At 59.4% G+C, this 13,557-nt stretch carries 10 protein-coding genes; 8 read left to right on the plus strand and 2 right to left on the minus strand.

Annotated elements, in window-relative coordinates; genetic code table 11:
* Window positions 1–219 precede the first annotated feature (219 nt).
* Window positions 220–1,539, plus strand: a complete 1,320-nt coding sequence (xylA, locus tag H1B37_RS23155) for a xylose isomerase (protein WP_182869257.1) — start codon at window positions 220–222, stop codon at window positions 1,537–1,539.
* On the opposite strand, the gene H1B37_RS23160 is transcribed toward xylA, so the two are convergent.
* Window positions 1,540–2,520: an ROK family protein gene (locus H1B37_RS23160; RefSeq protein ID WP_182869260.1), complete on the minus strand. Its 981-nt coding sequence runs from the start codon at window positions 2,518–2,520 to the stop codon at window positions 1,540–1,542.
* A 170-nt stretch (window positions 2,521–2,690) separates the two neighbouring features.
* On the opposite strand from H1B37_RS23160, the gene H1B37_RS23165 reads away from it, so the two are divergent.
* The 5 genes from H1B37_RS23165 (at window position 2,691) to H1B37_RS23185 (ending at window position 8,868) form a co-directional block, all read left to right on the plus strand.
* Window positions 2,691–3,305, plus strand: coding sequence for an RNA polymerase sigma factor (locus tag H1B37_RS23165; RefSeq protein WP_182869262.1), 615 nt, complete (start codon window positions 2,691–2,693; stop codon window positions 3,303–3,305).
* A gap of 53 nt (window positions 3,306–3,358) precedes the next feature.
* On the plus strand, window positions 3,359–3,964 hold the full coding sequence (locus H1B37_RS23170) for a hypothetical protein (RefSeq protein ID WP_182869263.1): 606 nt from the start codon (window positions 3,359–3,361) through the stop codon (window positions 3,962–3,964).
* Complete coding sequence (locus tag H1B37_RS23175; protein ID WP_182869266.1) at window positions 3,954–4,580, plus strand: hypothetical protein; 627 nt, start codon at window positions 3,954–3,956, stop codon at window positions 4,578–4,580. The genes H1B37_RS23170 and H1B37_RS23175 overlap by 11 nt, the downstream gene beginning before the upstream one ends.
* 48 nt (window positions 4,581–4,628) lie before the next feature.
* Window positions 4,629–7,502, plus strand: coding sequence for a DUF1549 and DUF1553 domain-containing protein (locus tag H1B37_RS23180; RefSeq protein WP_182869268.1), 2,874 nt, complete (start codon window positions 4,629–4,631; stop codon window positions 7,500–7,502).
* A 61-nt stretch (window positions 7,503–7,563) separates the two neighbouring features.
* Complete coding sequence (locus tag H1B37_RS23185; protein ID WP_182869270.1) at window positions 7,564–8,868, plus strand: DUF1501 domain-containing protein; 1,305 nt, start codon at window positions 7,564–7,566, stop codon at window positions 8,866–8,868.
* An 844-nt stretch (window positions 8,869–9,712) separates the two neighbouring features.
* Here H1B37_RS23185 and H1B37_RS23190 read toward each other — a convergent pair.
* Window positions 9,713–10,126 carry an MgtC/SapB family protein gene (locus H1B37_RS23190; protein WP_436298744.1) on the minus strand — a complete coding sequence of 138 codons (414 nt, stop codon included), beginning with the start codon at window positions 10,124–10,126 and terminating at the stop codon, window positions 9,713–9,715.
* Between the two features lie 168 nt (window positions 10,127–10,294).
* On the opposite strand from H1B37_RS23190, the gene H1B37_RS23195 reads away from it, so the two are divergent.
* On the plus strand, window positions 10,295–11,095 hold the full coding sequence (locus H1B37_RS23195; protein ID WP_220498335.1) for an RNA polymerase sigma factor: 801 nt from the start codon (window positions 10,295–10,297) through the stop codon (window positions 11,093–11,095).
* 70 nt (window positions 11,096–11,165) lie between these two features.
* Complete coding sequence (locus tag H1B37_RS23200; RefSeq protein ID WP_182869272.1) at window positions 11,166–13,355, plus strand: protein kinase domain-containing protein; 2,190 nt, start codon at window positions 11,166–11,168, stop codon at window positions 13,353–13,355.
* Window positions 13,356–13,557: the final 202 nt, after the last annotated feature.

The raw sequence follows: 13,557 nt of genomic DNA on the forward strand, positions 1-13,557 counted from the left end.
TCCCCGCATCATTCCGCCATCCCTCTCCCGATCCCCATCGGCCGGCCCCAAAACACCGCCCCGGCATTGAGATCCTTTCCTGGCGAAATGAGCCTGAGTATCATCTTCGGGACTTATCGGCTTGTTGAGGAGCGTCAAGGTTTCAAAACTGGGCGCTGTTGTTTCGCGATCCCTCCCTAGCGATTCTTCCATACCACCATACTCCCCCCAGATCTTTTCATGTCAGCGTTTCCCGACATTTCGACCGTCCAGTACGAAGGCCCCCAGAGCGATAACCCACTGGCGTTTCGCTGGTACAACCCCGACGAGGTCGTCGAAGGCAAGACGATGAAGGACCACTTCCGGTTCTCGATCGTGTACTGGCACACCTTCCGCGGCACCGGCAGCGACCCCTTCGGCCCGGGCACAGCGGTTCGTCCCTGGGATGATGGCAGCGAGTCGGTGGAAAACGCCCAAAACCGCGCCCGGGTGGCGTTCGAGTTGTTCGAAAAACTGCAGGCCCCCTACTACGCGTTTCACGACCGCGACGTCGCCCCGGAAGGCAGCTCGCTGCGTGAAACCAACGCCAATTTTGACGCCGTCGCCGACGTGCTGGAAGAAGAACAAAAGCGCAGCGGCGTCAAACTGTTGTGGGGCACCGCCAACATGTTCTCCAACCCCCGCTTCATGCACGGGGCGGCAACGACCTGCAACGCTGATGTGTTCGCCTACGCCGCGGCACAGGTCAAAAAAGCCCTCGAAGTCACCTTGCGACTGGGCGGCGAAAACTACGTGTTCTGGGGCGGGCGTGAAGGTTATCAGAACCTTTACAACACCGACATGAAGCGAGAACTGGACCACTTGGCCAAGTTCTTTCACATGGCCGTCGACTACGCCAAAGAAATCGGCTTCAAGGGCCAATTCCTGATCGAGCCGAAACCGAAGGAGCCGACCAAGCACCAATACGACAGCGACGCGGCCGCCTGCATGAACTTCCTGCGGGCCTATGACCTGACCGACCACTTCAAGCTGAACTTGGAAACCAACCACGCGACGTTGGCCGGTCACACCATGATGCACGAAATCGATTACGCCGGCGCCCAAGGCGCCTTGGGCAGCATCGATGCCAACACCGGCGACCTGCTGTTGGGTTGGGACACCGACCAGTTCGCGACCGACTACTACCTGACGACCCAGATGATGTACTACATCCTCAAGCACGGCGGTCTGGGCAGCGGCGGAGTGAACTTTGACGCCAAGGTCCGCCGCGAATCCTTCGAACCGATCGATCTGTTCTACGCCCACGTCGGATCGATGGACGCCTACGCCAAGGGACTGAAAATCGCCGCGGCCATCCGTGCCGACAACGCCCTGGAAGGCTTCATCAGCGAGCGGTACAATAGTTTCGACAGCGGCATCGGCGCCAAGATCGAAGCGGGTGAAGTCAACTTTGCCGACCTGGAAACCTACATGTTGGAAAAAGGCGACGCGGCACCCAACGTCAGCGGCCGCCAAGAGTTGCTCGAAAGCGTCGTCAATCGCTACATCGATCGAGTCTAACTACGCTTCAATCTTTCGCCGTGCCCAGGCGGCGGCGCCTTTCACCCCGGCGTCGTCGCCCAGCTTTGCCGCGACGACTTTGAAGCGATCCTTGTAAACGCTCATCACGTTCTTGCGCGCCGTCTTGGTGACGGTGCCGATGATCAACTCTTCCATCGCCTCGACCAATCCGCCGCCCAAGACGATCGTGTCGGGGCACAGCAGGTGGATGATGTTGACGACGGAAATCCCGATCGATTCACTGGCCTCTTCGACCAATCGCCGGACGACCTTGTCGCCTGCGTTGATCGAGTCGGCCAAGGCCCCGCTGCGGATATCGGCCAAGTCGGTTCCTGCGTCTTTGGCCAGAGCCGGCGCGTCGCCACGGAACGCCGCCTTGGCCGCTTCGGCCGCGATCGACAATCGACTCGCTTCGGCTTCCAAGGTTCCCGGCAACTCGATGCCGCTGCTGCGCGACCCGCTGCTGATCCGGGTGTGCCCGATCTCCATGCAACTGACGCCGGCGCCCTGCAGAATCGTCCCTTCATACACGCACGCCCCACCGACCCCGGTGCCCGGAAAGATCCCCACGGCACAACGCGATCCCTTGGCGGCGCCGAACTGGTACTCCCCATACAAACCGGCGTCGACATCGTTGAGCACGACGACGGGGCAGTCGAATTTCTTCTCCAGAAACTTTTGGATGTCGACGTCGTCCCAGCCCAAATTGGGTGTCGTCAAGATTCGTCCGTTGTCCAAGTCGATCGGGCCGGGACAGCCGATGCCGATGCCGCGGATCCGCTTGGCGTCCAAATCGTTTTCACCCAGCAACCGCTCGATCGTCGAACCGATCCGTGCGATCCCGCTGTCGCTGCCCTCGCGGCCACGCGTCTTGCGGCGGCGACGCCCCAGAACGTTGTACTGCGAGTCGTAGGCGACCGTCAGCATTTTGGTCCCGCCAAGGTCGAATCCGATCCAGATGTCGTCTGATTTCTCTGCCATGATCTCTCCAGCGTGTCTCTCTACGTTCGGCTAAGCTACATCTTCCCACCGCGCCACCGATCGCGTCAGTAGGGGGTGACGATTCGCCGTGAAAAAATAATCGAAATCCGCCTGAACGAATGAAATAAATCCGCCGCGGCGCGCAATGTATGTCGCGGCAAGCGCTGAACATGAGCAACCTTCCGGCCGACGATGGCGACCCCCACCCCGAGAATCCCGCCGCCGAGATTCCTGGCGATTCGTCGCGAGAACCGCGCCCCGGGGACGCGCCGACCGAGGGGGCTGGCCGGGACCTCTGGCGTCGGGTGTTTGACGACGCGGAAATGGGGCTGCGACGGTTCCTGTCCGGAAAGCTGCCGCAGACGGCCGACGTCGACGACTGCCTGCAAACCGTTTTCGTGGCGATGCTTAAAAACGATGCACCGATCCCTCCGGCCGCCCGCCGAGCCTGGCTCTATCGGGTCGCCGCCAACGAAGCGGCTCGCTGGTGGAGAAATAAATCCACGACCGACCGTGTGCTGGAAAAGCACGCCCGTTCGACCTTTCAAATCGATACCGAATCCCCCACCAACCTGGAAACCGAAGAGACGCTGCAACGCGTTGAACAAGCGATCGCAACGCTGCCCGAAAACGCCCAACAAGTGATCCGGCTACGGCTCGGCGAAGGCTTGACCTTTCAAGCCATCGCCGACCGACTCGATCAACCGCTGGGGACCGTGCTGACGCGAATGCGTCGCGCAATGCAACAACTGCGAACCCAACTTGACATCGACGACTCGACCTGACACCGACCACTCCGCTTGTAACACTCGGCCCTGATTCAAACGGGCGATCCCTCATGAAATCCGACAACGTTCCCTCCGACCTCGATCCGCTGCTCCGCCAGCGCTGCTCCGAGTACTTGCTGGGCGAAATGACCACCGCCGACGCCGCGGCATTCGAATCCGAATTTGATTCGCCCCTCGTCGCACAAGCATTGATCCGCGAAAGCGAACTGCTTTGCAACGTCTCGGCCGGCTCCCTGCCGACGGTCGATGCCATCGCCCCGACGCCGCGATCGCAACCGCCACGCGAAACGTCAATCGCGACGATGCGAACGCGACAACGCGTCATGGTGCTGATCACGTCGCTCGCCGCCAGTGTGCTGGTCCTTTCGCTGTCGCGGATGAATTCAACCCAAAACCAAATCGACCGCACCGCCACCGCACTGAATCTGGAATCGATCCCCAACCCGGCGACGTTCGAATATGAACTGGCCAAGACCTGGGTCGTTCCCGCGATCGACTGGGAAACCATCGATTGGCAGTCCGTCGATTGGGAGGCGGCTGAACCGGACGATGAACCGGACGATGACATCAGCGACGTCGGCAACGACGATTCTTTTTCCTGGATGGTGGTGGCCGTCGAAGCAGCCATGGTGCAGGGAGAACAGAATGAAGGTTAGACGACGACCGCCATGGCTCCTTTCTCTGGCTTGCATGCTGGGCGTTTTCGGATGCTCCTTACTGCCGATTCACGCACAACTCCTTGCCGCCGACCACCCGCCCGAATCGCAAGTTGAAACGCGGGGGCCGCAACAAAAGCTGGCCGGCGAACGCGAGCGAGCGGTGCTCGAGATGGTCCACGACCACCTGCCCGAACTGAAGGTCTTGCTCGACCAGCTGCGTGAAAAAGAACCCAAGCAATACGGCATCGCCATCAACAACCTGGCCAAGTCGTCGCGGCGTTTGCAATCCGCGAAACGCCGTGGCGAAGAAGCGTTCGAGTTGGAAGTCCACGTCGTCCAAGCCCAATCGGCGATCAATCTGTTGGTGGCAAAATTGAAACTCCGTGACAACAAGAAAGACCGTGCGGCGCTGCGTGAAGCGACCAAGCGTTTGGAACTTGCCCAGATCGCTCGTGCCGCCTTCGACGTCAAACAAATGCGATCACGACTCGACAAGCTCCAAGAACAACTGGAAGCCGCCGAAAAGCGACTCGATGAAAAACAGTCCAAACTGGATGCGAACGTCCAGAAGGGTTTCCAAACCTACCTGCGGAAATCCGGACGAAAACAATAGCCAACGAAACCTCCTCCCTTCCACTTCCCACCGACCTGCCTGAATCCCATGAAACAGCTTTCATCACGTCTGCTCGCGTGCTGCCTGGCGGCCGCCGCGACTACCGTCGTCGGCATCGGCGTCGCACCGGCAGAGCCGATTGCGCCCGCCCGGTCGGACCAACCCGCCGACGCCGTCACGATTCCAGCTCCCTCGATCCAGTCGCGTTTTTCCGATGCGGATGTCGATGAAGTCCCGGATTTCCAAAAACACGTGATGCCCCTGCTCGGGCGACTGGGATGCAACGGGCGTGCCTGCCATGGTTCCTTCCAAGGCCGCGGTGATTTTCAATTGTCGTTGTTCGGTTACGACTTCAGCGGCGACCATGCCGCGTTGTTGGCCGAAAACACCGGCCGGGTCGACGTGGATGACGTGGACGAAAGTCTGATCTTGGCCAAGCCCACCGATGCCGACATGCACGAAGGCGGGAAACGCTTCGAAAAAGGCCAGTGGCAATACCGAGTGCTGCGGAACTGGATCGCCGACGGGGCGCGGTTCGACAAAGAATCGTTTCAGTCGCTCGACAAGCTTCAAATCGAGCCGGCCGAAATTCGCTTCGGTGACGACGCCGAAACGGTCTCGCTGACCGCCATCGCCCACTGGGCCGACGGCACCGTGGAAGACGTCACGCCGCTGTGTCGTTTCAGCAGCAACGACGATTCGATCGCCGCCATCGACGCCGAAGGGAACGTCCAGTCCGGTGACGCCGGCGACACCCACGTCGTCGTCTACTATGACAACGCCGTCGTCCCGGTCCCCGTCCTCCGCCCGATCTCGGCCGCTCCCAGTAAGGACGCCGGTGAGGCCGCCAGCGACGCCGCCGAATCGATCGCCCAAGGTGAACCGACGCACCCGATCGACGTGCTGGTCCAGCAAAAACTAGACAAACTGGGCATCATCGCCTCCGACATCTGCACCGACGCCGAATTCATCCGCCGCGCGTCGCTGGACATCACCGGCGTGCTGCCCGCCGGAGAACGCGTCGCCGCCTTCCTGGCCGACGACACCCCCGACAAACGCCAGCGACTGATCGACGAATTGCTGCAATCGCCCGCCTACGGCGCCTGGTGGGCCACGCGGCTGAGCGACTGGACCGGCAACAACTCCGAACAGCTGAACAACGTGCTGCCGATCCAGAACATCGGAACCAAACTGTGGTTCCACTGGCTCCGCAAACGGCTTCAAGACAATATGCCCTATGACCAGATCATCGAGGGCATCGTTAACGCCAACTCTCTCGAAGACGACGAAAGCTACCTTGAGTACTGTCGTGAAATGACCGAGATCTGCGGCGGAGACTTCGAACGATACGCCGATCGCGAAAGCATGCCTCTGTACTGGTCGCGGCGGAATTTCCAAAAACCCGAAGACCGCGCGATCGGATTCGCCTACACCTTCCTGGGCGTTCGAATCGAGTGCGCCCAGTGCCACAAACACCCCTTCGACCAGTGGTCCAAGCAAGACTTTGACGACTTTTCAAAACTCTTCGGCGTGGTCCGCGCCGGAAACGCCAACCAGGTCTCGCCGGAGTCCCGAAAGGAACGCGAGGAGCTGATGGAGAAACTGACCGGAGGCGAAAAACTCCGCGGCGGCGAACTGCGTCGCAAGGTCCAACAAGCCGCCCGATCCGGTGAAATCGTCCCGTTCGGCGAACTCTACATCACCGCCCGCGGCCTGACCGACGCGCAAAAGAAACAACGCGCCAATGCGAAGAAGAAAGGCCGCAAGCTGCCGCCGGTCCGTGTCCCCACCGGAAAAATCCTCGGCATCGATCAAGCCGTCCAGCTGGACGAAGACCCGCGACCGGCCCTGATGCAGTGGCTGCGGGACGAATCCAACCCCTACTTTGCCAAAGCGATCGTCAACCGCGTTTGGGGCAACTATTTCGGCAGCGGCATCGTCGATCCGACCGACGACATGAACCTGGCCAACCCGCCCAGCAACGCGGCCCTGCTGGATCACTTGGCTGACCAATTCATCGCCAACGGCTTTGACCTGAAATGGCTGCACCGTCAAATCGTTTCCAGCGACACCTACCAGCGCAGCTCGGCAACGAACTCCACCAACGCCGGTGATCGCAAAAACTTTTCGCACCACATCCCCCGTCGCCTGCCCGCCGAAGTCGTCTATGACATGGTGGTGTTGGCGACCGGATCGACCGAAAAAGCCGCTCAACTGCGTGGCGAGCTGGATCAGATGGCCATCGCCGATGGCAAAGCCCGACGCCGCAACAGTTCAGATTTTGCACTAGAAGTCTTCGGCCAGTCGATCCGCGAAAGCAATTGCGACTGTGACCGCAGCGACGCACCGAGTTTGTTGCAATCGATTTATCTGCGCAACGATTCGGAAATGTACAACCGAATCGCCGCCCGCGACGGTTGGGTCGCCGAAGCCTGCAAGGAACTCGGGCTCGCCGCACCACGTGTCGGTGCCGGTGCGGATCCCAAAGCCGCCGCGGCCGAACGTGCCGCCGAATCGATGCGGCGGCAAATCATCGGACGCGTTCGGCAATTCACCAAGCTGCCCGAGACGCGTCGCCAGGCGATGAAGAAGAAGCTGAACCAACAATACAACAGCTACGCCAAAAAGCTGCGAAAGAACTATCACGTCCCGTCACTTGATGAATTGGTCGCCGACCCGAATGGCTGGTCGGAACTGACACCGCCGAACGCCAGCGACAACACCGATGCGTCAAGCGGTTCTGACCAGACGCTCGATAAGGTCGTCGCCGAAGCCTACCTGCGGACGCTCAGTCGTTACCCCGATGACGAAGAACGCCAGATCGCCGTTGACTACATCAACGAATCGGAAAACAAAACCAATGGGATCGAGGGCCTGATGTGGGCGCTCGTGAACACCAAAGAATTCATCATCAGCCACTAAACCGCCCTGCCCTCCCCTTCCCCGTCTTTCATCCTTCTAATCGTTCTCCCGGACATTCACTATGAAATTTCATCAAACCTGCGATGGCGTTCGACGACGTGACGTTTTGAAGATCGGCACCCTGTCGGTCGGCGGCCTGACCCTGGCCGGTTACAACCGCTTGGCCGCCGCCGGACAAGTCGCCCCGGGACACGCCGATCGGGCGATCTTTATCGAGCTGCCCGGTGGCCCATCCCACATGGACACGTTTGACCTGAAACCGAACGCGCCGGACACCCATCGCGGTTCTTTCAATCCGATCTCAACCAATGTTCCCGGCATTCAGATCTCCGAGCACTTGCCGAAACTGGCCCAGTGCATGGACAAGTTCGCGATCCTCCGCGGCGTCAGCCACACCTTGGCCGCACACCGGCTGGGGCGCGAGTACGTCAACACCGGCAGCAAGCCGATCCCGGCGTTGGAATACCCCAGCTTTGCCGCCGTGATGAGCAAGGAACAACCCGCCGATCCGGACATCCCCAGCGCCGTCGCCGTCCCCAAGGCCAGCCAGGGGCCCGGGTTCCTGGGCATCCGCTACTCGCCGCTGGAAACCAATTCCTCGCCCAGCTTCGGACGGCCCTTCAACGTCCGCGGCATCTCGCTGCCCGGCGGCATCGGCGTGGACGAAATCAATCGCCGGCAATCACTGCTACAAAAACTCGATCGACGTTTTGCCGATCTGGAAAAGAACGACCAATTGCTCGACGGTCTGGATCAGTTCGGCGACCAAGCGTACTCGATGATCACTTCGTCGCGGGCGCGATCGGCGTTCGACATCAGCCAGGAACCGGAAAGCTTTGCCCGCCAATTCGGCGAAGACTCGTTCGGCCAAAGCTGCATGTTGGCCCTGCGACTGGTCGAATCCGGCGTGCGTTTTGTCACCGTTCAACTGGGCGGTTGGGACACGCACACCGACAACTTCACCAAACTGAAAACCCAGAACCTACCCAAGCTGGACGCGGGTTTGAGTGGTCTGCTGAACGGCCTGGAACAACGCGGCTTGCTCGGTTCGACGGCCGTCTACGTCACCGGTGAATTCGGACGCACGCCCAAGATCAACACCCGATCGGCCGAAGGCGGACGCGACCACTACCCCCGCTGCATGTTCATGCTGATGGCCGGCGGCGGCGTGCGTGGCGGCCAGGTGATCGGCGAAAGTGATGACACCGCGTCGGGTCCGCGCCACGAAGGCATCTCGCCCGACGACGTCGCGGCCAGCTTCTACCACAATCTGGGCATCGATCCGACGCTGGAGTACGACAGCACGACCGGACGCCCGATCACCCTGGTCCGAGACGGCTCGATCATCAAGGACCTGTTTGCGTAACTGAACAGCGCCACTTTGACGTCGCTACCCACGGTGCGAGCGTGGAAAACCCCATCCGCATCAAGTTAAGAAGAAACCCTCCCTGGAAGGGAGGGTCGAGCGTAGCGAGGGGAGGGTCGAACCGTGAATGACCGAACAGCCTTTCGACCGCCGGTCGCATCCATCCCTGATTAGATCGCAGCGAAAGTCGCCAGACGATTGCGGCGCGGCCCCTCTCTGGCGTTTGCTTGCTGCGCAAACGCCGTCTCTCCCAGAGGGAGAGAATCTAAACGGGTTTCCAATAGCCGCAGGATTCTTCCAGGAATTTAGGGGCAAATTGCTCAGGACCGAGGTTTTTTGAGGCATTTCTGCGATGTCCGAATGGGGAGAGCGACGACGAAAGGTCGGTTCAAATGACCCTCCGCCGACACGGGGGAGGCGGAGGGCACGAAGCACCTTCGGCGCATCGCAGTCCAGGCTATTCCTTGGCGGGTTGCTCCTCAGCAGAGCCCGCCTCCGCTTCACCTGGCTTCGCCATCATACCGAAAAGGACCTTCGGACATCGCAGTCATCCCTCAAAAAACCTTCCACGAATATTCGAGCGCAGCCGCTAAGTTCCTGGATAACCCCTGCGACGAAGATACGTTGGTCGGTTCGGGGGTGGTGTCGTTATCGAAGGACGATGACCGCATGCTTGCACCAAAGGTGGAATACGTTTTTCCAGTGCCCAGAGACAATGGCTGTCGACAGACACCGCTGAAAGCTGGCTGACCAGAACGGACGCTGACACTTCAATCTCGGTTGAAAAATTGGCACCGAAACGACCGCGCATGCTTCGCGACGCATGGGAGAACCGAACGGATGGTCAAGACGAGTCCTTTTGACTCTTCCGGCTTTCAAACCGTCGTTCGATAGCGCCGACCAGAACCAAGACAACCACGGCGAAAGCAGTAACACAAATTGCAAGGCCGATCTGATCGACCGCGGTGGCGACACCGATTCCCGCGGTCAAATAAATGGTCGCTGCGGTTGTCAGGCCCTCAACGCCCCCTTCCTCCTGATGCATGATCGTGCCGGCACCGAGAAAGCTGATGCCAACGACAATGGCTTGCAGCGTACGTATCGGATCGACGCTCAAAAGCGAATTCGATTCTTTCTGCTGGAACTGATCGACGATCTCCTGGCCCAAGATCATCATCAATGCGGCCCCGGTACAGACGAAGATGTGCGTGCGGATACCCGCCGGCTTTCCGGCAATCTCACGCTCGCCCCCCAACACACCTCCGCAAGCCGCTGCGATCGCAATCGTTTGCAAATTCGCAAAATCAATCGTGTCCCACATCGCAGTCATCTCGTTCACGTTCGCTCAGCCGCCCAATCTATCCAAGACCTCCAGGGATGATTTTTCAGGTCAAACGAGCAAACCATGTGCCATCGGGCAACCGTCATGTTGCGTTCAGATTCCACCGGCAGTGGGGCACTTGCTATGCTGGAGTACATGCCCAGCGAAACTGATTCCGATACAACATCGCCGCGGCCCACGAGCTGCTTTGAGACGACTCATTGGAGCGTCGTGTTGTTGGCTGCGGGTCGAAAATCGACCGAAGGCGAACAGGCGTTGGCGGCGCTATGCCAAGCTTACTGGATGCCGCTGTACGCCTACGCCAGATGTCGCATTGGCGATTCCCATCGAGCTCAGGATTTGACCCAAACGTTTTTTGCCAAATTGCTGGAGAAGGACTACTTGCTTGCCGCCGATCCGGCAAAGGGACGATTTCGTGCTTTCTTGTTGACCGCGATGAAACGCTTGATGGCCAATGAATGGGATAAGCGATCCGCTCTCAAACGCGGTGGCGGAATGGTGCCGCTGAGCTTGGACTTTGACATCGCGGATTGTCGGTTCCTCGAATCAAGCAACGATTCGCTGACGGCGGAGCAAATTTTCATGCGAGGCTGGGTACGAACGCTGCTCGATCGCGTCTTTGAACAACTGCGACAGGAGTTCGAGATGGCCGGAAAGGCCCAAGAGTTTTCGCATTTGAAGGTTTTCATCACCGCGACAGATGCTGCCGTCCCCACGTCGACGGTGGCCGAGCGACTCGGCATCTCCGTGGGTGCCGTTCGCGTCGCGGTTCACCGCCTGCGGCGGCGCTATCGACAGGTCCTGCGCGAGCAGGTGGCCGCGACGGTCGATGATCCTGAGGACATCGACGACGAAATTCGCAGCTTGTTCTCCGCGTTCGGGTGATTTTCTTGTAACACTCTCCGCCGCCTGCTTAATTCCGAGGTAACGACCTCCACCAAGAAAAGGCGATGCGATGAACGAATGCCCACGCTGCGGGACGGAGTTGCCCGTCAGAACCTCCGACGACGACTGCCAGAAATGTCTGTTGCAGATCGGGTTGGCCAGTGGTACCGATTTCAGTATCGGCGAATTGGCCGAAACGCTGCCCCATCGTGACCCACCCAACTCAGCGACCAACGACGCAAGTCCCTTAGCGGGACCCAGAAGCCGAACGGGGTTGAGCAGCTATCAAGAGTTGCACGCAGTGCATGACTGGTCCGGTGGCACGGTGTATCGCGCCTTTCACGAGGGCCTTCAGCGATTCGTGTTGTTGCGGGTGCTGGAATCATCCGCTGACGACGACGCGCGTCGCAATTTTCTCACGCGGGCCGAAAAACTTTCCCACTTGAACCACCCAAATCTACCCGCGACGCTGGAAGCAGGCATCGACCACGACGCGGCCTTTGTCGCCGAAGAGTGCATCGACGGTCAACCGATTGACGGATTCCTGCCACGCACCAAGCGCGAGCGGTGGGCCGAGGGGTTTTATCCGAACAATGAATTGATGCGTGTGATGCGTGATGTCGCCGCGGCCCTGTCGGCCATTCATGGGGCTGGATTGACCCACGACCGCATCAATCCAGACGCCATCGTCGTGGACTCCGGCGGCATAGTGCGTTTGGTCGGATTGGGAGAATCCGCCGAAGCAACGGATGACCGATTCGCAGAACCCGATCAGACAGGTGGGGAAGCGTCGGCGGAACGATCGGTTGCCGCGGACCTGTATCGCTTCGGTGCGACCTTTTGCTTCTTAACGACGGGTAAACTGCCGCAAGAGATTGATCCGGAATTGAACCAACGCTCGCTAACTCGGGGACTGAAGAAATCCAATCCCGGATTGCGGACGGACGTTTGTCAATTGATCTCGGGATGCGTATCAGGTCGCAGCGCAGACGATGCCGGGCACCCACATCGCGATCGACCTACGGAAAACCCGTACGAGGCGACGGACCCGAACGGTGCGGAGGGATACCTGAGCGCGAATGATCTGGTCGATGAACTGAACCGATCGCTACAACACGGAGTCCACCGCAACGGCGTTTGGAATCACACGCCTTACATCGCGATGGAATTAGTTACTGGTAGCAACCTGCAACAGCATATTAAAGAGCATGGGGCACTGCCGATCGCCACCGCCTGGGACTTCGTTACTCAAGCCGCCATCGCTCTCCGCGCTGCGGACCGCAGTGGCGTCGTGCATCGCGACGTGAAACCGGCCAACTTGATGATCACCGATGACGGAAAACTGAAGGTGACGGACTTCGGCGTCTCACGCAGCGTCAACATTGATAGCAGCAATTTGACGATGACCGGAAGCGGCACCATCGTCGGCACGCCCGCCTACATGGCACCCGAACAAGCGATGGGCAAAGAGGTTGACTGCCGCAGCGACATCTACGCGCTGGGCATGACGCTCTATCACATGCTTTCCGGACACGCTCCGTTCAAAGCAAACAGTGCCGTGGAAATGTTGGCACAGCAGATGTCAGAAACGCCGCCGTCACTGATCGGCAGAGTCGCCGGGATGACGCAAGATCAAGCCGAAGTCCTTGACCGCATGATCGCGAAGCAACCCGCAGAACGATACAGCGGCTACGACGAATTGCTCGATGATTTGAACCGCTGCGCACCAGGTGTCGATCGTCTGGCGCGACCGGTCAAACGAATCGCGGCGGAGCTGTGCCATTGGGCCATCGGATACCTGTTCTTCACACTGGTCATTTTCGTCTCGTTTTTCGTGAGATTGCAGGGCGGATTGAACTCCTACGACGGCACGACGCTGTTTGGTTTTTTCATGCTGATTCTGTTCATCGGTTCCTGTGGAATCTACATCATCGGCATTGCCCGAGGTGGAGTGACGCCGGGGAAACAGATACTCGGACTTCGCGTGGTTCGGGAGAACGGCCAACAGGTGGGGCGATGGCGTGCGGTCTTGCGGTTCGCGGTCGCCTACCCTCTTTTTGTTCTCTACGTTCCTCGAATCTGCTACTACATCATCGCGCGGGCACCCGGATGGCCAGTTGAACAGTCTTTGTACGGCGGTTTACTGGTGATCCAAATCGTCGCGATGCTCGCTTCGATTGTGATGATGTGGATGCGACCTGACCGGAAAACGCTGCACGATTTGGCCGCCGGAACCATCGTCATCCGTGATCAAAAATGACACACATTCGCAAAACCCCGATCAATTTCCAGTTTTCGCGCCTGACTGTATTAGCCGCAATGTCTAGATCATTGGCGCGACCCTATCCAACGTCCAACGAACCAACCTGACAACCGTCCTGCCTCGGTCGAGAAGCAACCTCAATCGATGGCATTTTTTTAACGATTCCCGCAGCGGTAGTCGGCGGACTCGTTTGGAGCCG

It is taken from the genome of Stieleria mannarensis (assembly GCF_014154935.1).
In the GTDB taxonomy this organism is placed as follows: domain Bacteria; phylum Planctomycetota; class Planctomycetia; order Pirellulales; family Pirellulaceae; genus Stieleria; species Stieleria mannarensis.

Bases quoted from the DNA above. Each gene is read 5' to 3' on its own strand.
- xylA (WP_182869257.1), top strand. From the start codon at position 220: ATGTCAGCGTTTCCCGACATTTCGACCGTCCAGTACGAAGGCCCCCAG.
- H1B37_RS23175 (WP_182869266.1), top strand. From the start codon at position 3,954: ATGAAGGTTAGACGACGACCGCCATGGCTCCTTTCTCTGGCTTGCATG.
- H1B37_RS23165 (WP_182869262.1), top strand. From the start codon at position 2,691: ATGAGCAACCTTCCGGCCGACGATGGCGACCCCCACCCCGAGAATCCC.
- H1B37_RS23185 (WP_182869270.1), top strand. From the start codon at position 7,564: ATGAAATTTCATCAAACCTGCGATGGCGTTCGACGACGTGACGTTTTG.
- H1B37_RS23200 (WP_182869272.1), top strand. From the start codon at position 11,166: ATGAACGAATGCCCACGCTGCGGGACGGAGTTGCCCGTCAGAACCTCC.
- H1B37_RS23180 (WP_182869268.1), top strand. From the start codon at position 4,629: ATGAAACAGCTTTCATCACGTCTGCTCGCGTGCTGCCTGGCGGCCGCC.
- H1B37_RS23170 (WP_182869263.1), top strand. From the start codon at position 3,359: ATGAAATCCGACAACGTTCCCTCCGACCTCGATCCGCTGCTCCGCCAG.
- H1B37_RS23160 (WP_182869260.1), bottom strand. From the start codon at position 2,520: ATGGCAGAGAAATCAGACGACATCTGGATCGGATTCGACCTTGGCGGG.
- H1B37_RS23195 (WP_220498335.1), top strand. From the start codon at position 10,295: ATGTTGCGTTCAGATTCCACCGGCAGTGGGGCACTTGCTATGCTGGAG.